The following is a 24,680-nucleotide window of genomic DNA, read 5'->3' as shown; positions in this document are numbered from 1 at the left end:
TTTTCAGCAAAAGCTGTTTTCTTCCAAATAAGTATCGAAATAACTAATTTGTTACATGGTTTTACAAAACTTTCAACATCCAAACCGGGCAAGAACTGTGCCCAGTACATCCTAAAGGAGCATCTAAATATTCAAAACCTGATTTTTTATATAATTTTTGTGCGGCATGCATAAATGGCATTGTTTCAATATAGCATTTTTTAAAGCCAAAATTTCTTGCTTCATTCAGGCATTTCTCCATCATTTGACTTCCAATTCCAAGTCCACGAGTTTTTGGCAAAAAATACATCTTTTGCAGTTCGCAAATTTCTGGAGCACCATTTTCTAGAGGCGAAATTCCGCAACAACCCACAATTTCACCTTCATTTTCAACAACAAAATAAACCGATTTTGGTTTATTGTATTCTTCAAACATTAAATCAAGATAAGGATCAGCGTATGCAGTGCCTACTTTTGGGATTTCCATTTCATCAAAAACAGAACGTATTAATTGAGCAACAGCTTTGTTATCTTCTTTTTTAATTGCTCGTATTATGCAATTTTTCATAATTTTTTATCGTGTAATATCACTACAAAAGTAAAAATACTTTTTTGATAGTTTCTTAACAATCCCGAGAACTATTATGACTAAAGTCAAAAATAACTACTTTTGCAGTGTGAATATACATGAGAAATACATAAAACGCTGTATCGAACTAGCACAAAATGGCTTTGGAACAACGTATCCAAATCCGATGGTGGGAAGTGTAATCGTTTATGATGGCAAAATTATTGGCGAAGGTTGGCATAAAAAAGCTGGCGAACCACACGCCGAAGTAAATGCCGTAAAATCTGTAAAAGATAAATCATTGCTAAAAAAAGCAACAATTTACGTGAGCTTAGAACCTTGCTCACATTTTGGAAAAACACCTCCCTGTTGCGACTTGATAATTGCAAATGAAATTCCGAATGTTGTTGTTGGAACTGTTGATCCAAATGAAAAAGTAGCTGGAAGAGGAATTAAAAAACTTCTTGAAAACGGTGCAAATGTTACAGTTGGTATTTTAGAAAAAGAATGCCATGAACTCAATAAACGTTTTTTTACTTTTCATCAAAAAAAGCATCCCTATATTATTTTAAAATGGGCAGAAAGTCAAGACGGATTTTTGGCACCTGAAAAACTAACCGATCAAGAGCGTAAACCGATCTGGATAACCAATCAATATTCTAGACAATTAGTTCACAAATGGCGAAGCGAAGAACAAGCTATTTTAGTTGGAACGCAGACTGTTATTGATGACAATCCAAAATTGAACACTAGAGATTGGTCAGGAAATAATCCCGTAAGAGTGGTTTTGGATCAAAATAACCGAATTTCAAAAGACAGTTTTATTTTTGACGACAGCGTTAAAACAATTGTATTTACAAAAGAAGAAAACAATTCCTCAACCGAAAATACCTTTTTTGAAAAAATCGATTTTAATGAAAATACGATTTCCGAGATTTTAAATGTTTTGTATCAACATCAAATTCAATCAGTAATTATTGAGGGCGGAAGACAAACTTTACAATCGTTTATTGATGAAAATATTTGGGACGAAGCTCGAATTTTTATCGGAAAAACCAATTTTGAAAAAGGCGTAAAAGCACCGATTATTACGAAGAAAAACACCATCAAAACCAATATTCAAAGCGACGAATTACTTTATATTAGAAACCATGATTGATACAATTATTTTTGACTTTGGCGATATTTTTATCAATTTGAACAAACAAGAAACTATTTCGGGATTGCAAAAATTAGGTATGACCGAATGGAGTTCAGAAATGGATCGTTTGAATTTATTGTTTGAAACGGGTGATGTTTCGTACGATGATTTTGTAGGCGGATTTCAAAAAGAGCTTCCAAATGCTTCCTTAGAAGAAATCCTAGCTGCTTGGAACGCCGTTTTAGCCGATTTTCCTTCCTATCGATTGGATTTCTTAAAAGAACTTTCAAAAAAATACCGCCTGTTTTTATTAAGCAATACAGATGCTATTCATATTGCCACTTTTGAAAAAACTGTCGGCATTCGGTTTTACACTGATTTTTACAACTGTTTTGAAAAAGTTTATTTTTCATTTGAAATGGGATTGCGAAAACCAAATCCAAAAATCTACCAAGTTTTACTTGACAAACACAATTTAGTTCCAGAAAACACTTTATTTGTTGATGATAAAACAGAAAACACAGACAGTGCTGCAACTTTAGGAATTAAAGTTTGGAATTTGCAAGTTGGAAAAGAAGATGTTGTGGATTTGTTTAGCAAGGGAATATTATAAAACTATTTTAGCCACAGATTAAAAGGATTCAAAAATATATTGCCACGAATTACACAAATTTTCACTAATTGAATAGGTTTAAAAACGGAAATTAAAATTCGCGGAAATTTGTGTAATTCGTGGCGAAAAAAAATCTTTCAAATCCATTAAATCTGTGGCAAACAAAACAAATTTAGAATTTTAATTTTGGAATATAACGATACTTATCAAACCATAGCATTTGAATCTGAAGAGATTCTTTTTAAAGAAAAAGGAAGCAAATTCTTTGGCTATGCTTTTCCTATTGAAAGCGAAGACGAGGTAAAACCAATTATTGAAGATCTAAAAAAACAGCATCCGCATGCCGTACATTTCTGTTATGCGTATCAATTAGGCACAGCGCCAAAAATATCATATCGAGCAAATGATGACGGCGAACCTAGCAATACAGCGGGCGCACCTATTTACGGACAAATTCAGTCTTTTGGGTTAACCAATATTCTTGTAGTCGTGGTTCGTATTTTTGGTGGCACAAAACTAGGAGTCGGAGGTTTGATTACTGCTTATAGAACAACGGCACAAATGACCCTTGACATTTGTGAAATTGTTGAAAAAACAATTGACGTTCATTTTTTAATCTCTTTTGATTATAAAAACATGAACAAAGTAATGCGAGTCATCAAAGAAAAAAAACTGGAAATTACGTCTCAGGAAATGGAAATTGATGAAAATTCTGAACTTCCAATTGGAAAAATAATCACCAAAACGCGAAAAAAAAATGCCGAATCTGTATTCGACATTTTTGATTTAATGTTTGAAATCGATATTAAAATTATATAAATCGATATAAAAACATAGCTGATTTTAACAATTATACCAGTGTTTTAAATAATTCTAAAATGTAATCTGGAGGTGCAGTTGGACGACCCGTTTTTAACGAAATAAATACTAAAATAAACACTGCTGTTGTTAATAACTCATTTGCCTCATTATAGATTGCGCAGTCGAATTCAATCTTGACAGAAGACTGACTTTTGAAGGTTGTGTGAATCGTAAGCAGTTCATCATAACGCGCCGATTTTTTATAATTTATTTGCATCGAAACAATTGGCAATCCAATACCGCTTTCTTCCATGCTAGCATACGAAATCCCTTTATTTCTAAGCCATTCCACGCGTCCAATCTCAAAATAAGGCACATAATTTCCGTGATAAACAACTCCCATTTGATCCGTTTCTGAGTATCGGACACGCACTTGCGTTTGATGATTTTTCATTATTTATAGATTAAAAAAGATTAACTTCAAAAAGTTTACTTACAACATTTTTTTATAAAATTAGACCCCAAAATATTTTTTTTTACAGAAATTTGTTCACATATTTGTTATCCCGAAATACGGAAAAATTTTGCTCCTTTTTTATTAGGAGAATCTTTATCAATAATAAAAAACTTATCTGAATCTATGACTAAAACTGCTCAATCGGTATGGGAAAACTGTTTGTCCTTTATAAAAGACAATATTCAAGATCAAGCATATAAAACTTGGTTCGAACCAATCAAATCAGTTGAGCTAACCGACAACGCATTATACATTCAGGTACCTAGTAAATTTTTCTACGAATGGCTAGAAGAACATTACGTAAAATTATTGAAAGTTGCGCTTACCAAAGAACTGGGAAAAAACGCAAAGTTACTCTATAAAATCAAAATGGAAAACACTTATGGAAATAAACAGCCGTTTACCGAGCAGCTGCCAAGTTCCAATAGAGTGCCAATGAAACCGCAAGAGGTTGATGCTCCGTTTAAAAACTTAAATCCTGAACTAAAGAATCCGTTTGTAATTCCTGGTATCAGAAATTTAAAAATTGAATCTCAATTAAACCCTAATTATAGCTTTGACAATTTCCTTGAAGGAGATTCTAACCGTTTGGCTCGTTCTGCAGGTATGGCTGTTGCCAACAAACCTGGAGGAACTTCATTTAATCCGTTGTTGATTTTTGGAGGAGTTGGTTTAGGAAAAACACACTTAGCGCACGCTATTGGAGTTGAAGTAAAAGATAAATATCCTGAAAAAACGGTTTTATATATTTCTGCCGAGATTTTCACACAACAATATATCGATTCGGTTAAAAAGAACAATCGTAATGATTTTATTCACTTTTACCAATTAATCGACGTTTTAATCATTGATGATGTTCAGTTTTTATCTGGAAAATCAGGAACTCAGGACGTATTTTTCCACATTTTCAATTATTTGCACCAAAACGGAAAGCAGGTAATTTTAACTTCAGACAAAGCGCCTGTTGACATGCAGGATATTGAACAACGTTTATTGTCTCGTTTTAAATGGGGATTGTCTGCAGAATTGCATCAACCTGATTATGAAACGCGTATCTCGATTTTGAAAAATATTTTATACCGAGATGGTGTGGATATGCCAGAAGATATTTTGGAGTATGTTGCCCGCAATATCAAAACTAACGTTCGTGAACTTGAAGGTGCTATTATTTCGTTAATCGCTCAATCTTCTTTCAACAAAAAAGAAGTTACAATTGAACTAGCGAAAAGTGTAGTTGAGAAATTTGTTAAAAACGTAAAGAGAGAAATCTCTATCGATTATATTCAAAAAATCGTTTCAGATTATTTCCAATTAGATATTGAAACACTTCAATCTAAAACCAGAAAGAGGCATGTTGTTCAAGCGAGACAATTGGCCATGTTTTTCGCAAAGAAATTCACTAAAGCATCTTTGGCAAATATTGGTTCACAAATTGGAGACCGCGACCACGCTACCGTTTTGCACGCATGTAAAACTGTTGACAATTTAGTTTCTACAGACAAACAATTCAAAAAATTTGTCGAAGACATCAATAAGAAATTAACGCTATAAACGCGAATCATGCCAGTAAAAGTTTTAATGGTTTGTTTGGGGAATATCTGCAGATCTCCTTTAGCCGAAGGAATTTTAGCATCTAAATTACCCGCAGACAAATTTATTGTCGATTCAGCCGGAACTGGATCTTGGCATGTGGGGCACGCACCAGACAAACGCTCAATTGCGGTGGCTCAAAAAAATGGTTTAAGTATTGGCAATCAAAAAGGAAGACAATTTAAATCTTCTGATTTTGATGAATTTGATTATATCTATGTAATGGACAACTCAAATTTTCGCGATGTCATTCATCTTGCAAAAACCCCTGAACACAAAAACAAAGTCAATCTTATTCTGAATGAAATATTTCCAAATGAAAATGTTGATGTTCCAGACCCCTATTACGGATCAGCAAATGGATTTGACAATGTTTACAAAATGTTGGATGAAGCTGCTGAAATAATCGCAAATAAACTTATCGAAAAACATTCATAACTTGTATTTCAGTTATTTACAAAATAATTGAAGTACATTTTCTTTTTTAATTTAAAATAATACACAATGAAACTTCTAGGAAAATTATATTTAATTCCAACTACAATGGGCGAAAGCGATCCAATGGATGTGTTACCGCAAACTGTAAAAAGAAGTATCGAACTTATAGATCACTATATTGTTGAAAACGATAAAACGGCTAGAAAATCCATAAAAGCAGTTTATCCTGAGAAAAAACAATCGGAATTGGTGCTTTTTACTTTGAATAAACGCACCGAACCAAGTGAACATTTAGACTTCATAAAACCTTTATTAGAAGGAAAAAATATGGGATTAATGAGCGAAGCCGGTTGCCCTGGCGTTGCTGATCCCGGAGCTGTAATTGTAAAACTGGCACATGAAAAAGGAATTCAAGTTGTTCCGTTAGTTGGACCTTCTTCTATCCTATTAGCTATGATGGCTTCTGGAATGAATGGCCAAAGCTTTACTTTTAATGGCTATTTGCCAATCGATAAAGACGAGAAAAAATCGGCATTGAGACATTTTGAGCGATTATCTCAGGACAAAAACCAATCGCAGATTTTTATTGAAACGCCATACAGAAACAACAAACTGATCGAAGATCTTTTGCAGATTTTAAATCCGTCAACACATTTGTGTATTGCTACTGACATAACTTTGCCAACAGAATTCATAAAAACAATGAAAATTACGGATTGGAAAAAATTAAAAATTGATATTGATAAACGCCCTACGATTTTTATTATTCATAAAATGTAAACTAACCTTTAAACCACCTTATGAAAAAACTTATTCTCTTTGTTTTAATTTGTTCGGCACAAAACATTTTTTCCCAAAAAATATTTCCTGCAAAAGAAACACATGAAGCTCTTACTATAGATACTTCTCAAGCAAGTACTTCTGAAGAAAACACTATTTATAATACTGCAGGATTAGATGAAAAACCTGAGTTTCCAGGCGGTGTACAGGAATTTAATAAATTTATTGAAAAGAATTTCAAAATTCCAAAAGACGGTTTAAAAGGTAAAATTTACACCACTTTTATTATTGAAAAAGATGGTTCTTTAAGCGGAATTAAAATATTAAGAGATATTGGGTATGAAACAGGTTCTGAAGCGATCCGTGTTTTGCAACTATCTCCGAAATGGAAACCAGGAAAACAGAACAATAAATTAGTAAGAGTTCTTTATTCTGCTCCATTGTACATAAATATTCCTTCGAATTAATTACTCACAAGTTACCCCAAATCAAACTTTATTATGAGTAAACTCCCAAACATAACGACAAGCATTTTTACGGTAATGTCTAAAATGGCAGCCGAATATAATGCTATCAATCTTTCGCAGGGATTTCCAAATTTTCCTGTTGACGAAAGATTGACGGATATTGTTGCCAGATTATCAAAAGAAAACGTACACCAATATACACCAATGGCTGGTTATCCGCCGTTGATGAGCAAAATTGCAAAACTGATTCACGATTCTTATAACAGAACAATTAATCCTGAATTAGAACTTTTGGTTACAGCCGGAGCAACACAAGGAATTTTCACTTCGATTTTAGCTTTAGTAAAAGAAAATGATGAAGTAATTATTCTAGATCCAAGTTATGATTCGTATGAGTCACCAGTTTTACTTTGTAATGCAAAACCTGTTCGAGTTGCCTTAAATGACGATTATACGCCAAATTGGGACACCATCAAAAAAGCCTGTTCAGCGAAAAGCCGAATGATCATCATTAATAATCCGCATAATCCAACAGGAAAAATATTGAATGAAGCCGATTTTCTTCAACTAGAAAAAATCCTTTCAAAATATCCAGATCTTTTAGTTTTGTCCGATGAAGTCTATGAATACATCACTTTTGAAGAAAAACATATTTCGGCACACACAAAAAGCTTTCTTTTAGACCGATGTATTATGGTTTCTTCTTTCGGGAAATCATTTCATATTACGGGGTGGAAAATTGGCTATACGATTGCACCAGAATATTTAATGAAAGAAATCAAAAAAGTGCATCAATTTTTGGTTTTCAGCGTGAATAGTATTTCACAATTTGCGATCAACGAATATTTAGATGTTGTTGATGTCAATTTGCTTGGAAAGTTCTATCAAGAAAAACGAGATTATTTCCAAAAACTGCTTCAAAACAGTCGCTTCGAATTGAAACCCTGTGAAGGAACTTATTTTCAAGTGGCTTCTTATGCCAATATTTCTGATGAAGACGACGTGACTTTCTGCAAAAATCTAATCATTAATCACGGTGTTGCTGCAATACCAATTTCTACTTTTTATTCCGATCATAAAGATCAAAAACTGATTCGTTTTTGTTTCGCCAAAGACAATTTCACCTTAGAAGCTGCCGCAAAAAAACTGTGCGATATATAAAGTTTATCAAAATTTTATAACATTATTATGCGTGCATCCTATTTTTTTAATTAATATTGTAAAAAAAGAAAAGTATGAGCTATACAGATAAAATGCTGCGCGATGACGCCTTAAAAGGCAAAGTTATTGTAGTTACAGGCGGCGGAAGCGGTTTGGGAAAAGCAATGACCAAATATTTCTTAGAATTAGGCGCTCAGGTAGCGATTACTTCAAGAGATTTAGAAAAACTGAAAACTACTGCTGCAGAACTTGAAAGTGAAACTGGCGGAAAATGTTTGCCACTTCAATGTGACGTTCGTCATTATGAAGAAGTAGAAAATATGCTTCAAGAAACTTTAAAAGTTTTTGGAAAAGTAGATGTTCTTTTAAATAACGCTGCCGGAAATTTTATTTCGCCAACAGAACGTTTATCTGCAAATGCTTTTGATACTGTGATAGATATCGTACTTAAAGGTTCTAAAAACTGTACGCTTGCTTTTGGGAAACACTGGATCGACACAAAACAAACATCGGCAACGATTTTAAATATTGTAACGACTTATGCTTGGACAGGTTCAGCTTATGTTGTGCCAAGTGCGACTGCAAAAGCAGGAGTTTTGGCCATGACAAGAAGTCTTGCTGTAGAATGGGCAAAATACGGAATTCGTTCGAATGCCATTGCACCAGGACCATTCCCAACAAAAGGAGCTTGGGACCGATTATTGCCTGGAGATCTTTCTGAAAAGTTCGATATGGCAAAAAAAGTACCTTTAAAACGCGTGGGAGATCACCAAGAATTGGCAAATTTAGCTGCTTATTTAGTTTCTGATTTTTCAGCTTATGTAAATGGTGATGTGATTACAATTGACGGAGGTGAATGGTTGAAAGGTGCAGGACAATTTAACTTACTTGAAGCAATTCCAGAAGAACTTTGGGATCAGCTTGAAATGATGATAAAAGCAAAAAAGAATAAATAATTACAAGTGCTTACTAAATTCAGAATATTTTTTAAAAACTATACTGATTGCACGAAATCCCGAAGGTTTACTTTCGGGATTTTTTTTATGTTTTTCACCATATTTTTAACCATATAAGTGATATAAGCTCAGTTAAGTACTGCATCGCATAAACATTTTATAGCTTAAATTTACTTACATTACTTATATGGTTAAATTAAATTATATGTTTAGAAATTCACTTTAATTATTAATTTTGTCAAACAAATATCAAACAAAAATTTTATGCTCATTATTGGACTTGCAGGAGGAACAGGAAGTGGAAAAACAACAGTAGTACACCAAATCATGAACGAATTACCAGACACAGAAGTTGGCGTAATTTCTCAGGATTCGTATTACAAACAAACCGATAATTTATCTTTTGACGAAAGAGCATTAATCAATTTTGATCACCCGCGCGCTATCGATTTTGAATTATTGGTAAAACACTTAAAAGCGTTAAAAGCTGGTGAGACAATTGATCAGCCGGTATATTCATTTATTCAGCACAACAGAACAGACGATACAGTTTCGACGCATCCTAGAAAAGTAATGATTGTTGAAGGAATTTTGATTTTGACAAATCCTGAACTTCGTGATATGTTTGACATTAAAATCTATGTTCACGCAGATTCGGACGAAAGATTAATTCGTCGTTTAAAAAGAGATATTTCAGAACGCGGACGTGATATTGACGAAGTTTTAAACCGTTATCAAACAACTTTAAAACCTATGCATGAGCAATTTATCGAGCCATCAAAGGCTTTTGCAGACATTATTATCCCGAACGACAAATACAATACCGTAGCAATTGATGTAGTTCGCGCCGTAATTAATCAGCGAATTTCATAATTTTTATTGTAAATTTAAACCATAAAAGTTAGGAGCTATTTCCCGCTATACGTTACAATCTTTTGTGTCTCGTTAGAAAAAAACGAGACACAAAAGGATTTTCACTACTATCGGGGCTAGAAAAGACCAATCGTATTCAAAAGAAAAATTCGTTTAAAAATGAAATTCAAAAATCCATATAAAGACAAAAAATGGTTCAAATACCTAGGAAACAAATACGTTTGGGTTTTGCTGTTTTTTTGTATTTGGATGCTGTTTTTAGACAATTATTCTTATTTTGATCATCGCTTTCTAGACGGTCAAATCAATGAATTACAAGACAATAAAAGATATTATCAGGAAGAAATAAGAAAAGATCAAGAACAGATAAAACAACTTAAAAATCCTGAACAAATAGAAAAATATGCTCGCGAAAAGTACTTTATGAAAAAAGACAGCGAAGATATTTACATCATCCACTTTGAAGGAGACACTATTCAAGATAAAGAATAATTCAGAAAAAATACCCAATGGCCACTAACCTATTCGAAGATTTTAATCCGATTTCATCCAAACAATGGAAACAAAAAATTCAGTTTGAATTGGATGGAGCCGACTATAACCAAACTGTAATTTGGAATTCTCCAGAAGACATTCAGGTAAAGCCTTTTTATCATATTGATGAATTTACAAAAGGCGCTTCTGTTGAAACTCAGTCTTCTAATTTTAAAATCTGCCAAAATATATTTGTTTTTGACATCGAAAAATCGATTAAAAAAGCAATTAACACCATTGAAAGAGGTGCTGAAAGTTTGCGTTTTACAATTCAAAACGAAAACACTGATGTTCAAAAATTACTAGAAAATCTTCCTTTAGAAAACAGAACGGTTTATTTTCATTTAAGTTTTCTCTCAATCGATTTCGTAAAAAAACTGGACGTAACTTCTGCTCAGAAAAAAGCAATATTTTATTGTAATTTAGATCCAATCGGGCAATTAGCGCGTGACGGAAATTGGTTTACAACATCGGATAAAAACAATTTTGAAACGCTTGAAAAAATTTCGAATCAAACCAATCTGCCTTTCTTAAGTGTGGATTTAGGTTTGTATCAAAATTCTGGAGCTAATATTACACAGCAAATCGCCTATAGTTTAGCACATGCCAATGAATATTTGAATCGTTTTCCGACTTTGGCAAAACCAATAGTTTTTCAGATATCTGTTGGAACAAATTACTTTTTTGAAATTGCAAAACTTCGTGCTTTGCGAATGCTTTTCAAATTAATCGCTGCCGAATATAATCCAGATTTAGATTGTCATTTTCTAGTTACACCAACCAAACGAAACAAAACAATTTACGATTATAATGTAAATATGCTTCGCACGACGACCGAATGTATGTCGGCAATTTTAGGCGGAGCCGATGCTGTTGCAAACTTACCTTACGATGCATTATATCATAAAGACAATGAATTTGGCGATCGAATTGCTAGAAATCAGCTTTTAGTTTTAAAACATGAAAGCTATTTTGATAAAGTCGATAATCCAGCTGATGGAAGTTACTACATTGAAAGTCTAACAATGCAATTGGCAGAAAAAAGTCTAAAATTATTTAAAGATATCGAAGCCGAAGGAGGTTTCTTAAAGCTTTTGAATGACGGAACAATAAAAAAGAAAATTCAAGAAAGCGCTACCAAAGAGCAAGAATTATTCGACTCTAAAAAGGAAATTTTGTTAGGCACCAATAAATATCCAAACAAAGAAGACAGGATGAAACAGGATTTGGAATTGTTTCCCTTTGTAAAAATAAAACCAAGAAAAACTTTAATTACGCCAATAATAGAAAAAAGATTAGCTGAAAAATTGGAACAAGAAAGACTTGAGCTTGAATAATCCTTTTTAAACGTAATTATATTCACACCAAAGAAAGTGTCTCCATGATGAGAAAAGACCTTAAACATATTAAGTTAGAAGTTAAAAGTCATGAGTTAAGTGAACAAACTCATAACTCAAAACTCATAACTCATAACTTCATTACAGCCGAAGGAATCGAACTCAAAAAAAACTATTCTGAAAAGGATATAGAAGATTTAGAGTTTCTGGATTTCGGAGCTGGCTTTGCTCCAAACTTGCGCGGACCATATGCAACAATGTATGTTCGTCGTCCTTGGACAATTCGCCAGTACGCCGGATTTTCGACTGCAGAAGAGAGCAATGCTTTTTACAGAAGAAATCTTGCCGCAGGTCAAAAAGGACTTTCTATTGCTTTTGATTTGCCTACACACCGTGGTTATGATTCAGATCATGAACGCGTGGTTGGTGATGTTGGAAAAGCAGGCGTTGCAATCGATTCGGTTGAAGATATGAAAGTATTATTTGATCAGATTCCACTTGATGAAATGTCGGTTTCAATGACCATGAATGGCGCCGTTTTACCTATTATGGCATTTTATATTGTTGCGGCAGAAGAACAAGGCGTTGCAATCGAAAAATTATCGGGAACTATTCAAAATGATATTTTGAAGGAGTTTATGGTGCGTAATACTTATATTTATCCGCCAACGCCTTCAATGAAAATTATTGCTGATATTTTTGAATTTACGAGCAAAAAAATGCCGAAATTCAATTCCATCTCAATTTCAGGTTATCACATGCAGGAAGCCGGAGCAACGGCTGATATTGAATTGGCCTATACTTTAGCAGATGGTTTAGAATATATTAGAACAGGTCTATCAACAGGAATGACGATTGATGAATTTGCTCCACGCTTATCTTTCTTTTGGGCAATTGGAATGAATCATTTTATGGAAATTGCAAAAATGAGAGCCGGAAGAATGATTTGGGCAAAACTGATTCAACAATTTAATCCGAAAAGCGATAAATCATTAGCATTGCGTACACATTGCCAAACCAGTGGCTGGAGTTTAACCGAACAAGATCCGTTTAATAATGTCGCCAGAACTTGTATTGAAGCCACTGCGGCCGCTTTTGGTGGAACGCAATCTCTTCATACCAATGCTTTAGATGAAGCAATTGCTTTACCAACTGACTTTTCGGCCAGAATTGCAAGAAATACGCAAATTTATCTTCAAGAAGAAACTAAAATCACTAAAACCGTTGATCCTTGGGGAGGCAGTTATTATGTTGAATCGTTGACAAATGAAATTCTAGAAAGCACTTGGAAATTAATTGAAGAAGTTGAAGAATTAGGCGGAATGACAAAAGCAATTGAAGCCGGAATTCCGAAACTTCGAATTGAAGAAGCTGCTGCAAGAAAACAAGCTAGAATTGATAGCGGACAAGACATTATTGTTGGCGTTAATAAATACAGATTAGAAAAAGAAGATCCGCTTCATATTTTAGATGTTGACAACCAAATGGTTCGAAAACAGCAAATTGAACGTCTTACAGAAATAAAAGCAAAACGAAATACTGAGAAAGTAAATCAATCACTGGAAAAATTAATTCATTGCGCCAAAACGGGAGAAGGAAACTTATTAGAAATCGCTACTGAAGCTGCTCGTGAAAGAGCAACTTTAGGTGAAATAAGCGATGCTCTGGAAAGTGTCTTTGGACGATTTAAAGCGCAAATTAAATCCTTTAGCGGTGTGTATAGTGCAGCAATAAAAAATGACGAACATTTTGAAAAAGCAAAGCAATTAGCTGATGCTTTTGCAAAACAAGAAGGAAGACGCCCAAGAATTATGATTGCCAAAATGGGGCAAGACGGTCACGATCGCGGCGCAAAGGTAGTGGCAACAGGTTATGCCGATGTTGGTTTTGACGTTGATATAGGGCCGCTTTTTCAAACTCCTGCAGAAGCAGCGAAACAAGCAGTTGAAAATGACGTTCACATTCTTGGTGTTTCTTCATTAGCTGCTGGACATAAAACTTTAGTTCCGCAAGTTATTGAAGAATTAAAAAAGCACGGTCGAGAGGATATTATGGTCATTGTAGGCGGCGTAATTCCGGCGCAGGACTATCAATATTTATTTGATGCAGGTGCAGTTGCTGTTTTTGGTCCAGGAACAAAAATAAGCGAAGCCGCAATTCAAATATTAGAAATATTAATTGACTAAAAAGCATAAAAAATCCCGAAGTAATATTCGGGATTTTTTATGCTTTTTTTTTAGATCTTGTGTATTGTGGCGTTGCTATCCGCTTCAATATAAGAAAGATCATAACCTCCAAAATCTTTCATATAGCTTCTTAAAGAAGTTCCATAAGCATCTCTAAAATGTCTATTTCCCTTATTTTTAAAGAAGTTTTTAACTGAACCAGCTCCACCAAGGTGTGCCGCGGCTAAAATTCCAGATTCGGTAATCTCAATACCATTAATTACTTTTCCTTCGTACTTTTCGATTTCATAGCGCAAAATCCATTTGTTTTTAGACAATAATGCAATGAAAGCTTTTTCTTGTAATGCAGGATCCTTTAAAAAGGCTTTGTTGTTTTTTATACCAATAGCTCTTAGAGCTTCAGAACCAAACTGGTATTTTCCCATATAACCAAGTGAATTAACTAAGCGGTACTTTCCTTGAGATTCTTTGAAAGCTACTGCTTCTTTAAAACCTATAAAATGATTTCCTGTGTATGGGAAGTTTAAATTAGGATAATCATCCTTTTCTTGTGATGGAAAAATGTATTCGGCTCCATCTGTTGTTTCGGTGAGAAACCATCTTTTGGTTTCTAGATTGAAGGGCCTAAAACCCAAACTTAAAAATGTAATAATAACGACTAAACTCGCATAAAAATACCATTTCTTTATCATAAATTGTTTTTCTTCAAGACGCTGTCACCCTCTTGAAATTTCTACAGTGCAAAGATAACAAATACAAAACAATACTGTAAATCAGGTATTTACATAAAATATAAAAATCAAAAATACCGTTTAATTCCTTTGCTCATGCAGTTTACGAGCTTTTTCGCCTAAGTCAAAATTCGCTAAAAAACAAAGAAAATTAAAAGCAAAAAAATGTCATTTTTATCATTTTTTTATCAAAATAGTTAAAAAACAAAGATAAAGCTTACAAAAATCACTCTTTTTTAGCCTGAATATAATTTTAAATGGAAAATATTCGAAATAATTTTGTAGTAAAAAACCTAAAAATTGAATGTTTTTTAGGTTTTTCGAATAAAAAAACAGTTTTGAAAATCACCAAAACATCAAATTTGAGTTAACTTTTAAATGCGAAAGAAAAATAATGATAGTATTTTCTCAATTATCAAGTAAATTTTATCTACAAAAAAACCGAAGTAAATTTACTTCGGTTCAATAATTTATATAATAAAAAATATTATCTCGTAACGCCTTGGCTGGCAATCCAATCTGAATATTTTTTTGCATTTACATTATGTTCCGCTAAAGTAGATGCAAATTCATGATAACCAAAACGGTCAACACTTGCACAGAAATAGATGTAATCGTTTTTCTCCGGATTTAAAACTGCTTCAAGAGCCGTAATATCAGGCATTGCGATTGGCCCTGGAGGTAATCCGGTATTTACATAAGTATTATATGGAGATCTCATAACCAAATCGTTATAAAATACTCTTTTTATAACTTGGTCAAAATTATTATCTCTCAATTTCAAAGCATAAATAACAGTTGGATCTGCCTGAAGTGGCATATCTAAACGCAAACGGTTTAAATAAACACCGGCAATACGCGGTCTTTCATCTTTCTTTACAGATTCTTTATGAACTATAGAAGCCAGAATTGTGGCTTGAACCGGAGTAAGTCCTTGTTTTTTTGCTTTTGCGATTCTTTCATCTGTCCAAAATTTATGATATTCTTTGATCATTTTATCGCGGAATTTCTCTGCAGAAGTGTTCCAATAAATTTCATACGTATTTGGAATAAACATTGCAAAAACATTGTCTTCATTGAAACCATTTTGAGCCATAAAAGTAGAATCTTTAATCGCTTTCAATAAAGACAAACTGTCTGCTTCGATTTCAGAACCAACTCTTCCAGCAAAATTTTCCAAACGCTCTTGATTATTAAAAGCTAATTTTACAGGAACATTTGAACGCATGGCGCGAACTAAATCAATATTATTCATCCCTTTTTTAAGCAAAAAGCGTCCTGATTTTACATTTTCAGGATAACTTCTTTTATTGGCAACCATTTCAAAATTATCAAAGTTTTTGACATATGGCTCTAGTATCTTTTTTACGTCTGTATAATTTGCGCCAGTTGGCACATAAACGTAAAGCTCTTCTTTTTCAAATTTGGTATTCGAGCTGAAAATTTTATTAATTAAAATAAATCCGTAAATCATTAAAACTGAAATTACGGCTACAGCTACTATCGTGATAATTTTTTTTAAGCTCAAAGTTTAAATTTTAAATTTGTTTGTTAATTAACTGAAAAATTGCTTCATCTTGATAGTGGTTATTCAGCAAAATCCAATCTTTTTTAATTCCTATTTTCTCAAAACCAAATTTAGTAAAAAGTGCTATACTAGCTACATTTCCTACATTAATATTTGCATAAAGCTGATGCAGATTTAAATTGTGAAAAGAGTATTTTATTAGCAACTCTAGTGCCTCAGAACCAATATTTTGGTTTCTAAATTCTTTATTTTTAATCACAATTCCAATACCAGCTCTATTATTTTTGGGATCAAATTCAAATAAATCAATCAATCCGATTGCCGGAAAATCTTCATCTTGGCAAATAGCCAAACGTAATTGCTTTGCCTCATAAATATCCTGCTGTGCATTTTCAAGATACTGCCTAATTAAATATCTGCTGTAAGGTGTATTAGTATTGCTGACTTCCCAAATGCTTTGATCATTTTCCATTTTGTACACGAACTCTAAATCATTAGGTTCTAATGCACGCAGATAAATATTTTCGCCTTTGAGTGTGATCATTAATAATTTTAGATTTTAGAGTTCAGATTGTATATTGTCGATTTTAAATTTGGAATTTCTCTACGACTTCACTCAAACTGACATTATTAATTATATTTCTATTGTTCCCTTAAAAACAAATTTTGCTGGTCCTGTCAAGAAAACATTCGAAAAATGCTCCCCTAATTTATCAAATGAAACAACTAGTTTTCCGCCTTCAACATTTAAATTAATCGAAGTTTTATCGGTTTGTCCAATTGCGTTCATAGCGATAGCGACTGCAGTTGCTCCCGTTCCGCAAGCAAGGGTTTCGTCTTCAACTCCTCTTTCGTAAGTTCGAAGTGAAAAAGTATCTTCATCAATTTTTTTAACAAAATTAATGTTGCTTCCTTTTTCGCCATATAATGCTCCGTAGCGAATTGCCGCTCCGTTTTCTTTTACATTATATTCTTTTAAATTTTCAACTATTTGAACATGATGCGGAGAACCTGTATTTAAAAAAGTATGTGAAACGTGTTTTTGAATTTCATCAACATCAATCATTTGCAATGAAACAATAGCATCATTTCCTACTGAAGCATGATGCAAACCATCTGTCGCAATAAAGGTTGTTTTATCTTTAATTACACCTAGCTGATTAGCAAAAGCTACAAGACAACGTCCGCCGTTACCGCACATTGAACTTTCATTTCCGTCAGAGTTATAATAAACCATTCTGAAATCAGTTTCTGAGTCATTTTCGAGTAAAATAAGTCCGTCTGCGCCGATACCAAATCGTCTGTCGCACAAACGTTCAATTAACTGAATATCTTCTTTTGGAAAAAAATTAGAACAATTATCAATCATCACAAAATCGTTCCCTGTACCTTGATATTTATAAAATTCTATTTGCATTTTTTAGTGGTTAAGAAATACAAAAGTACGAAGAAACTGCGAAGATTAATTAATGAAATGTTAATCATTGTTAAAGAGCGTTAAAGCGTTTTTTCAAATAATTTTTTGCTTTAATTTTACGTTAGTAACTTAAACATAAATTGTAATTATGAAAAGATTTTCAACCTTATTTTTAGTGTCATTGCTAAGTGGTGCTACTACACTTGGTGCGTACAAATTATTATTTGATGGCGGCAATTCTTTTTTTGGAAGAGAAAATTCTGTTGTTACTCAAGCCCCCGATTCATTTGGCAGAAATGTCGCATTATCAGCCGAAACAGTTGATTTTACAGCTGCTGCCGATAAGACAATTCATACTGTCGTTCACGTAAAAAATGTCTCGCGTAGAACAGTAAATAATCCGATGCTGGAATTTTTCTATGGTTATGGCGGAGGACAACAGCAAGAACAAGTTGGAACTGGTTCTGGAGTTATTATTTCCGAAGATGGATATATTGTGACAAACAATCACGTGATCAAAGATGCTTCAGAAATTGAAATTACGCTGAACAATAAAAAATCATATAAGGCAAAACTTATTGGTACCGATTCTAAAATGGACATCGCGCTATTAAAAATTGATGCCGATGAAAAACTTCCATACACTGCTTTTGCCAATTCAGATTCTGTGAAAGTAGGCGAATGGGTTTTGGCCGTAGGTAATCCTTATAACTTGACTTCGACTGTTACAGCGGGAATTGTTTCGGCGAAAGCCAGAAATTTAGATCAAAGTGGTATCCAATCTTTTATTCAAACTGATGCCGCAGTAAACCCAGGAAATAGCGGTGGAGCGTTAGTAAATACCCGTGGAGAATTAATTGGAATCAATACAATGATTTCATCTATGACAGGTTCTTATGTTGGATATTCTTTTGCAGTTCCATCCAATATTGCCCGAAAAATTATTGAAGATATCATGGAATTCGGAAATGTTCAAAGAGGAATTCTTGGTGTCGAAGGTGGTGAATTGAACAGTACTGCTTCAAAAGAATTAGGAGTTACTGAAACGCAAGGTTTTTACATCAATAGAGTATCTAAAAATTCTGGAGCAGAAAAAGCAGGACTTATGAAAGGCGATATTATTGTAAAATTAGATGATCAAAACATTTCAACATATGCCGATCTTTCTGGATATATCAATACAAAAAGACCAAATGATGTTGTAAAAGTCACTTACATCAAAGACGGAAAAACAAAAACAGTTCCTGTAACGTTAAGTAAAAATGAATTTTACAGCGCTGAATTTAAAGGAATCGAACTCGAAAATATCGATGCTTCCGATAAAAAGAGATTCAGAATTGATTATGGCGTTAAAATCAAAAACATCACAAATGAGAATTTAATGCAATATCAAGATGAATTGCAAGGAAATATTATCTTGAGCATTGATAATGTCAAAGCAACAAATGTTGAAACTGTTTCTAAACTTTTGAGCAAAAAAGATGAAGGCCAAAGTGTCCGAATCGAAATGATAAACAGAAACGGAGAGAGATTTAGAATTATTATTTAATCACACTTTTCAGTTTCGTTTTCAGTTTCTTTTTAAAAGTGAAAACTGTGACTCCAACTGAAAACTCAAAAAAAGCCATCTTAAAAAAATTTAAGGTGGCTTTTTTATTTTCGAAAATAAATGCTAAAATAGTTTACGAAATCGATTGAAATGGATACTTTTGCGCCAAATTTTAAAATAGTGAGCATTTTATTTTTTCAATTTAGTCAATTATGAGCAAAAAATCCTTGTACCAAAAAGAGGTATCATTACAAGTCGACCGAAGAAGAGCTGGTGTCGAATTAATCAAAGTTATAAGTGATTTATGGTATGACAAATCCATCGAAATGGTTTTATTTAAAAACCAATTATTGGACAAAAATGTCAGCGATATAATCAATTTGCATCAATATGCAGGTGAATTTGTTGGCAAGCCAATTACCATTTTTGATTCGGTTGAAATCGCAAAAGTTGTTTTATCGTTAGATTTGCCACCTGCAAAAATAGATTTAGGCAAACTGACTTACGAATATCGCTTAGAAGATGAAAAATATCCAGATGCAAGATACTTTGTAATGGACAAACTAAAGAAAGCAAAATCTTCAGAAGAAATTCAGCCAAAAGATGTTGTTTTATATGGTTTTGGAAGAATTGGACGTTTATTAGCGAGGGAATTAATGTCTAAAACCGGAAAAGGAAATCAATTGCGTTTGAGAGCAATTGTGACACGTGATAAAAATGATGCATCAAGTTTAGAGAAAAGAGCTTCTCTTTTGCGTTATGATTCAATTCACGGAGATTTTCAAGGATCAGTTACGGCAGATCCAAAAAATAACGCTTTAATAATTAACGGAACAACTGTTCATGTTATAACTGCAAATACACCTGAAGAAATTGATTATACTATATATGGAATCAATGATGCCCTTGTAATTGACAATACTGGAGCATTTACCACAGAAGAAGCACTAAAAAGACATTTAACCTCAAACGGAGCTAGCAAAGTTTTACTTACTGCTCCTGGAAAAGGGGTCCCAAATATTGTTCATGGCGTAAACCATAATGATTTTAATCCAGATGAAATCAATATTTTTTCTGCAGCTTCATGCACTACAAATGCCATTACCCCAGTTTTAAAAGCTATTGAAGATACAGTTGGTGTTGTAAAAGGACATTTGGAAACCATTCATGCTTATACAAACGACCAAAATCTGGTTGATAATATGCACCGAAAATACCGTCGTGGAAGAGCTGCTGCATTAAATATGGTTATTACAGAAACTGGCGCAGGAAGTGCTGTTGCAAAAGCTTTACCTTCATTAGAAGGAAAATTGACTTCGAATGCTATTCGTGTTCCGGTTCCGAATGGTTCATTAGTGGTTTTGAATTTAGAAGTAAAAAAGGCAACTACGATTTTAGGAATAAATAAAATCATGAAAAAATATGCTCTTGAAGGCGAACTTGTTGAGCAAATCAAATATTCTTTGAACAATGAATTAGTTTCATCTGACATTGTGGGAACTTCTGCTCCGGCAATTTATGATAGTAATGCTACAATTGTTTCAAAAGATGGGAAAAATATTGTGCTCTACATTTGGTACGATAATGAATATGGCTACAGCCATCAGGTAATTCGTCTTGCAAAATACATTGCAAAAGTAAGACGATTTACATACTATTAATATAAAACCAAAACCAACCATTTCTAAAAACCATCAAGTTTACTTGGTGGTTTTTTATTTATTAAATGGGAAGAACGGTTGTACTTTTTACTTCGGAAATCACAAAAACTGTATTTATTAAAGAAACTTCAGGCAAAACAGATAATTTCTTTTGATGAAAATGATGATAGCTTTCCATGTCTGGAATGATAATTTTTAGCATGTAATCAAAGTTTCCAGAAACATAATTGCACTCTACAACTTCGGGCATTTCTAAAATAGCTTGATTAAATCCTTCAGAAGTATCATAAGTTTGTTTGGTTAAAGTAACTTGACAATAAACAGTTAGATTATTGCCCAATTTTTTCTTGTTTAAAATAGATACATATTTCTCTATAACACCTTCTTTTTCAAGACGTTTAACCCGGTCATGAACAGGTGTGAGAGACAAATTTATTTTGTTTGCTATGTCTTTTAGAGTATAATGTGCATTTTCCTGCAAAAGACGTAAGATTTTTTTGTCAATATCATCTAAAACCATAACGAAAACGTTTTCTTTAATTAATAAAAATTAGTTATTTTTTCTTTTTTGAGAAACTCAGATGCTTTCAAACAGAAAATATTTCTGTAAAAGTATAAAATAAAATAATATTTTCTTATTTATGAGTCTATAATCAATAATATATTCTCTACTAGTAACTTTGTAAAACAAATTCAAGAAAAACAAAAAAATATAACAATATGATAATAGGTGTTCCAAAAGAAATTAAAAACAATGAAAATCGTGTAGCATTAACTCCAGCTGGTGTTTCTGAAATGAAAAAACACGGACACGTTGTTTATGTACAATCAACTGCAGGTTTAGGAAGCGGATTTAGTGATGACGAGTATACAACTGCAGGTGCGGTAGTTTTAGGAACTATTGAAGAAGTTTATGCTATTGCAGAAATGATCATTAAAGTAAAAGAGCCAATTGCATCTGAATATCCTTTAATCAAAAAAGATCAATTACTTTTCACTTATTTCCACTTTGCTTCATCAGAAGAATTAACTCATGCAATGCTTGAAAAAGGAGCTGTATGTTTAGCTTATGAAACTGTAGAAAAAACAGATCGTAGTTTGCCTTTATTAGTTCCAATGTCTGAAGTTGCAGGTCGTATGGCTATTCAACAAGGAGCAAAATATCTTGAAAAACCATTAAAAGGAAGAGGAATTCTTTTAGGTGGTGTTCCAGGTGTTCCACCAGCAAAAGTATTGGTTTTAGGTGGAGGTATCGTTGGAACTCAAGCAGCTAAAATGGCTGCAGGTCTAGGAGCTCAAGTTACTATAATGGATTTAAGTTTGCCACGTTTACGTCAATTAGACGATATTATGCCAGCAAACGTAAATACAGAAATGTCAAATCATTATAATATCACTAGAGCAATTAAAGATGCTGATTTAGTTGTTGGCGCTGTTTTAATTCCAGGAGCAAAAGCACCTCACTTAATTACTCGTGATATGCTTAAACTAATGCGTCCAGGAGCAGTTGTTGTTGACGTTGCGGTTGATCAAGGTGGTTGTATAGAAACTTGTACTCCAACAACACACGAAAATCCAACTTTTATTATTGATGATATTGTTCACTACTGTGTAGCAAACATGCCAGGAGCAGTTCCTTACACATCTACTTTAGCTTTAACTAATGCAACTTTACCATATGCTGTACAATTAGCAAATAAAGGATGGGAAAAAGCATGTGCAGAAAACGAAGAATTAAGAAAAGGATTAAACGTAGCGAATGGAAAAATCCTTTACAAAGGAGTTGCTGAAGCTTGGAATCTTCCTTATAACGAAGAATTAGTGTTAGCAAACGCATAGTGCTAACATTAAAACTAGTGCTTACTAAACACTATCTAAATGGCTTTTCTTAATTGAAAAGTCATTTTTTTTACAAAATAAAAAGCCAGTCAATTTGACTGGCTTTTTATTTTGTAATTATTCTGAATTATTTTTTTGTACTCAAAACTTCTTTTTTCTCATCTAAAACTTCCTGCAATACCTTAGCTTCAGTTCCATTAGGGAAAGCAACTTTGATTTTTTGTGCAACAGTTGGAGCAATTTCTGTTATTGCTTTTTTGTCATACGATTCTCCTCTTTTAATATGCCATCCAAAAAATATAGCAGGCACATGAGTATCATAACTATAAGGTGTCCCATGTGATGTACCTGTCGTCGAATATTCAATATTACCAGCTTTATCTATTATAATCATATCACCATCTTGCGTTACATCATAACCTTTTGCAACAAAATTTAAGTAATAATCATTTCCTCCGTTAGCTAAAATTTCTTCTTCTGTATACACCTTTTTAACTTGAGGTTGCGCAATTAAAAAATCTTTAAAAGCTTGTTTTACTTTTGACAATTCTAAGCCTTTATCTTGTATAATTTGTTTATTAAAGAAAAGATTAAAATTAGAATAATTCAATACTAAATCAACACCAAATGTTTTAACTGAAAAATCCTGAAGACTTTTACGCACGTCCTTTGATGGATAATTATCAACGTTGTACTTATGATCTTTCAGATAAATTACATTCTCAGCACCGGCGTGATCAGCTGTTAAAAACAATAAATAATTTCCTTTACCAACAGTTTTGTCTAAATATTCTAAAAAGTCAGCAATAGTTTGATCTAATCTCAAATATGTATCTTGAAGTTCCATTGAACGTGGTCCAAGTAAATGTCCAACATAGTCCGTTGAAGAAAAACTTACCGTCAAAAAATCTGTAATATCATCTTTACCAAGATTTTCCTTTTCGATAGCTTTTTTAGCGAATTCAGCTAAAAGATCATTACCAAATGGAGTAGATCTTAAAATTCCTGCATCATTTTTCTCATACATGCTTTTTAAATCATAAGGAAAAACTGGAGTAGCACTTCCGTATAACTTACCTTCATACGGATTATTATCAGGAAGACTTTCATTATAAACAGAAGCTGGCTTATATAAATCCCAACCTTTATTAATATATTTCAAGTAGTTTTTTTCGTTATTGAACTCAGTTACCCATTCTGGCAATTTTTCCCCATAAAAAGTGCTGGAAATAAACGAACCTGTTTTACTGTACCAAAAAGCCCAATTAGCAAAATGCCCAGCAGGTAAGATTGCGCCACGATCTTTAAGACTCATTCCGATAACTTTACCTTGAAAATTAGTCGCCATTCTAACTTCGTCGGTAATAGTAGTACTCTGAAGATTTCTTGGAGACATTGCACCTTCTTCAGCAGTTCCATCACCAACAGTTTTTACACCTGCATCATCTGTACAATACATTTCTTTGCCTAAAGTTCTGCTGAACCATTCATTACCTACAATACCATGAGTTGCTGGCGTTGTACCTGTGTAAATTGAAGCATGACCCGGTGCAGTATAAGTTGGCATATAATTATAATGCATATTCTGAAAAGTAAATCCTTCATTCATTAATCTCTTGAAGCCATTTTGCGTAAAGTCATCAGAAAAACGATATAAATATTCCATTTTCATCTGATCCACAACAATACCAACAACTAACTTAGGACGCTGTTGAGCATTTAAATTTACGATAACAAACAATGTCAACAATACAATAGTTTTTTTCATACTTATATTATAATATTTAAAAAAACAAAAATAGGGATTAGTAGTCAAAAAGGCTAGCTCCCTTAACTTTAAAACCTAAAATTGACTTTAATTTAACAGATTATACAGATGAATATGGGTACATATAAGCCTTTCAATTCCTGCAAAAGTAGCAAGAATAAAATATCCATAAAAACAAAAAAAATCCTCATCAAGTGAATGATGAGGATTCTCAAAAGAAAGGCGACGACATACTCTCCCACAAAA

Annotated in this window: 24 protein-coding genes; 16 read left to right on the top strand and 8 right to left on the bottom strand. The window is 33.2% G+C overall.

All coding sequences use genetic code 11. The features are described 5' to 3' along the window. Window positions 1–61 precede the first annotated feature (61 nt). Complete coding sequence (locus FND99_RS11675) at window positions 62–547, bottom strand: GNAT family N-acetyltransferase (RefSeq protein WP_144338146.1); 486 nt, start codon at window positions 545–547, stop codon at window positions 62–64. Window positions 548–656: 109 nt separating this feature from the next. On the opposite strand from FND99_RS11675, the gene ribD reads away from it, so the two are divergent. The 3 genes from ribD (at window position 657) to FND99_RS11660 (ending at window position 3,120) form a co-directional block, all read left to right on the top strand. Next, window positions 657–1,706, top strand: coding sequence for a bifunctional diaminohydroxyphosphoribosylaminopyrimidine deaminase/5-amino-6-(5-phosphoribosylamino)uracil reductase RibD (gene ribD / locus FND99_RS11670; RefSeq protein ID WP_144338312.1), 1,050 nt, complete (start codon window positions 657–659; stop codon window positions 1,704–1,706). Further along, on the top strand, window positions 1,699–2,301 hold the full coding sequence (locus FND99_RS11665) for an HAD-IA family hydrolase (protein WP_144338145.1): 603 nt from the start codon (window positions 1,699–1,701) through the stop codon (window positions 2,299–2,301). Before ribD ends, FND99_RS11665 begins: the two co-directional genes overlap by 8 nt. Window positions 2,302–2,487: 186 nt before the next feature. Then, window positions 2,488–3,120: an IMPACT family protein gene (locus FND99_RS11660; protein WP_144338144.1), complete on the top strand. Its 633-nt coding sequence runs from the start codon at window positions 2,488–2,490 to the stop codon at window positions 3,118–3,120. A gap of 31 nt (window positions 3,121–3,151) precedes the next feature. Here FND99_RS11660 and FND99_RS11655 read toward each other — a convergent pair whose 3' ends face one another. After that, on the bottom strand, window positions 3,152–3,556 hold the full coding sequence (locus tag FND99_RS11655) for an acyl-CoA thioesterase (protein WP_115888982.1): 405 nt from the start codon (window positions 3,554–3,556) through the stop codon (window positions 3,152–3,154). Between the two features lie 186 nt (window positions 3,557–3,742). On the opposite strand from FND99_RS11655, the gene dnaA reads away from it, so the two are divergent. From dnaA to scpA, 10 genes are all read left to right on the top strand, one after another. Next, window positions 3,743–5,170: a chromosomal replication initiator protein DnaA gene (gene dnaA, locus FND99_RS11650; RefSeq protein WP_026727948.1), complete on the top strand. Its 1,428-nt coding sequence runs from the start codon at window positions 3,743–3,745 to the stop codon at window positions 5,168–5,170. A gap of 9 nt (window positions 5,171–5,179) precedes the next feature. After that, window positions 5,180–5,647 (top strand): low molecular weight protein-tyrosine-phosphatase, encoded by a 468-nt coding sequence (locus FND99_RS11645; RefSeq protein WP_144338143.1) that lies wholly within the window; start codon window positions 5,180–5,182, stop codon window positions 5,645–5,647. Between the two features lie 66 nt (window positions 5,648–5,713). Further along, window positions 5,714–6,427 (top strand): SAM-dependent methyltransferase, encoded by a 714-nt coding sequence (locus tag FND99_RS11640; RefSeq protein ID WP_144338142.1) that lies wholly within the window; start codon window positions 5,714–5,716, stop codon window positions 6,425–6,427. A 20-nt stretch (window positions 6,428–6,447) separates the two neighbouring features. Further along, complete coding sequence (locus tag FND99_RS11635) at window positions 6,448–6,894, top strand: energy transducer TonB (RefSeq protein ID WP_144338141.1); 447 nt, start codon at window positions 6,448–6,450, stop codon at window positions 6,892–6,894. 33 nt (window positions 6,895–6,927) lie between these two features. Then, the gene (locus FND99_RS11630; RefSeq protein ID WP_144338140.1) at window positions 6,928–8,055 is read left to right on the top strand and encodes a methionine aminotransferase; all 1,128 of its coding nucleotides are present in this window, start codon (window positions 6,928–6,930) and stop codon (window positions 8,053–8,055) included. A 74-nt stretch (window positions 8,056–8,129) separates the two neighbouring features. Beyond that, complete coding sequence (locus tag FND99_RS11625; protein WP_053474060.1) at window positions 8,130–9,011, top strand: SDR family oxidoreductase; 882 nt, start codon at window positions 8,130–8,132, stop codon at window positions 9,009–9,011. A 264-nt stretch (window positions 9,012–9,275) separates the two neighbouring features. Next, window positions 9,276–9,884, top strand: coding sequence for a uridine kinase (udk, locus tag FND99_RS11620; protein WP_144338139.1), 609 nt, complete (start codon window positions 9,276–9,278; stop codon window positions 9,882–9,884). A gap of 159 nt (window positions 9,885–10,043) precedes the next feature. Further along, window positions 10,044–10,376, top strand: a complete 333-nt coding sequence (locus FND99_RS11615) for an FtsB family cell division protein (RefSeq protein WP_144338138.1) — start codon at window positions 10,044–10,046, stop codon at window positions 10,374–10,376. A 17-nt stretch (window positions 10,377–10,393) separates the two neighbouring features. Next, complete coding sequence (locus FND99_RS11610; RefSeq protein WP_144338137.1) at window positions 10,394–11,755, top strand: methylmalonyl-CoA mutase subunit beta; 1,362 nt, start codon at window positions 10,394–10,396, stop codon at window positions 11,753–11,755. Window positions 11,756–11,799: 44 nt separating this feature from the next. Further along, window positions 11,800–13,941 (top strand): methylmalonyl-CoA mutase, encoded by a 2,142-nt coding sequence (gene scpA / locus FND99_RS11605; protein ID WP_162615551.1) that lies wholly within the window; start codon window positions 11,800–11,802, stop codon window positions 13,939–13,941. 50 nt (window positions 13,942–13,991) lie between these two features. On the opposite strand, the gene FND99_RS11600 is transcribed toward scpA, so the two are convergent. The 4 genes from FND99_RS11600 to dapF all read right to left on the bottom strand — a co-directional run bounded on the left by FND99_RS11600 (window position 13,992) and on the right by dapF (window position 17,617). Beyond that, entirely contained in the window at window positions 13,992–14,633 is a 642-nt protein-coding gene (locus FND99_RS11600; protein WP_144338136.1) for a peptidoglycan-binding protein LysM, read from the bottom strand. Window positions 14,634–15,159: 526 nt separating this feature from the next. Further along, complete coding sequence (gene mltG, locus FND99_RS11595) at window positions 15,160–16,200, bottom strand: endolytic transglycosylase MltG (protein ID WP_144338135.1); 1,041 nt, start codon at window positions 16,198–16,200, stop codon at window positions 15,160–15,162. Between the two features lie 10 nt (window positions 16,201–16,210). Next, window positions 16,211–16,744 (bottom strand): GNAT family N-acetyltransferase, encoded by a 534-nt coding sequence (locus FND99_RS11590; RefSeq protein ID WP_144338134.1) that lies wholly within the window; start codon window positions 16,742–16,744, stop codon window positions 16,211–16,213. A 90-nt stretch (window positions 16,745–16,834) separates the two neighbouring features. Then, entirely contained in the window at window positions 16,835–17,617 is a 783-nt protein-coding gene (gene dapF, locus FND99_RS11585) for a diaminopimelate epimerase (protein ID WP_144338133.1), read from the bottom strand. Between the two features lie 148 nt (window positions 17,618–17,765). Here dapF and FND99_RS11580 point away from each other — a divergent pair, with 148 nt between their 5' ends. Beyond that, on the top strand, window positions 17,766–19,166 hold the full coding sequence (locus tag FND99_RS11580; protein ID WP_144338132.1) for a Do family serine endopeptidase: 1,401 nt from the start codon (window positions 17,766–17,768) through the stop codon (window positions 19,164–19,166). Window positions 19,167–19,378: 212 nt separating this feature from the next. Next, on the top strand, window positions 19,379–20,827 hold the full coding sequence (locus tag FND99_RS11575) for a glyceraldehyde-3-phosphate dehydrogenase (protein ID WP_144338131.1): 1,449 nt from the start codon (window positions 19,379–19,381) through the stop codon (window positions 20,825–20,827). Between the two features lie 61 nt (window positions 20,828–20,888). Here the strand turns inward: FND99_RS11575 and FND99_RS11570 are convergent, their stop codons facing one another. Further along, a complete protein-coding gene (locus tag FND99_RS11570; protein ID WP_026727933.1) occupies window positions 20,889–21,347 on the bottom strand; it encodes an Lrp/AsnC family transcriptional regulator in 459 nt (152 codons plus the stop codon). Between the two features lie 200 nt (window positions 21,348–21,547). Here FND99_RS11570 and ald point away from each other — a divergent pair, with 200 nt between their 5' ends. Further along, window positions 21,548–22,666 (top strand): alanine dehydrogenase, encoded by a 1,119-nt coding sequence (ald, locus tag FND99_RS11565; RefSeq protein ID WP_144338130.1) that lies wholly within the window; start codon window positions 21,548–21,550, stop codon window positions 22,664–22,666. 127 nt (window positions 22,667–22,793) lie between these two features. Here ald and pafA read toward each other — a convergent pair whose 3' ends face one another. Next, a complete protein-coding gene (gene pafA, locus FND99_RS11560; RefSeq protein WP_144338129.1) occupies window positions 22,794–24,434 on the bottom strand; it encodes an alkaline phosphatase PafA in 1,641 nt (546 codons plus the stop codon). Window positions 24,435–24,680: the final 246 nt, after the last annotated feature.

The organism is Flavobacterium daemonense, from assembly GCF_007341385.1.
Classification (GTDB): Bacteria; Bacteroidota; Bacteroidia; order Flavobacteriales; family Flavobacteriaceae; genus Flavobacterium; species Flavobacterium daemonense.
The sequence above is the reverse complement of the archived record's forward strand: the minus strand, read 5'-3'. Positions and strand labels throughout refer to the sequence as shown.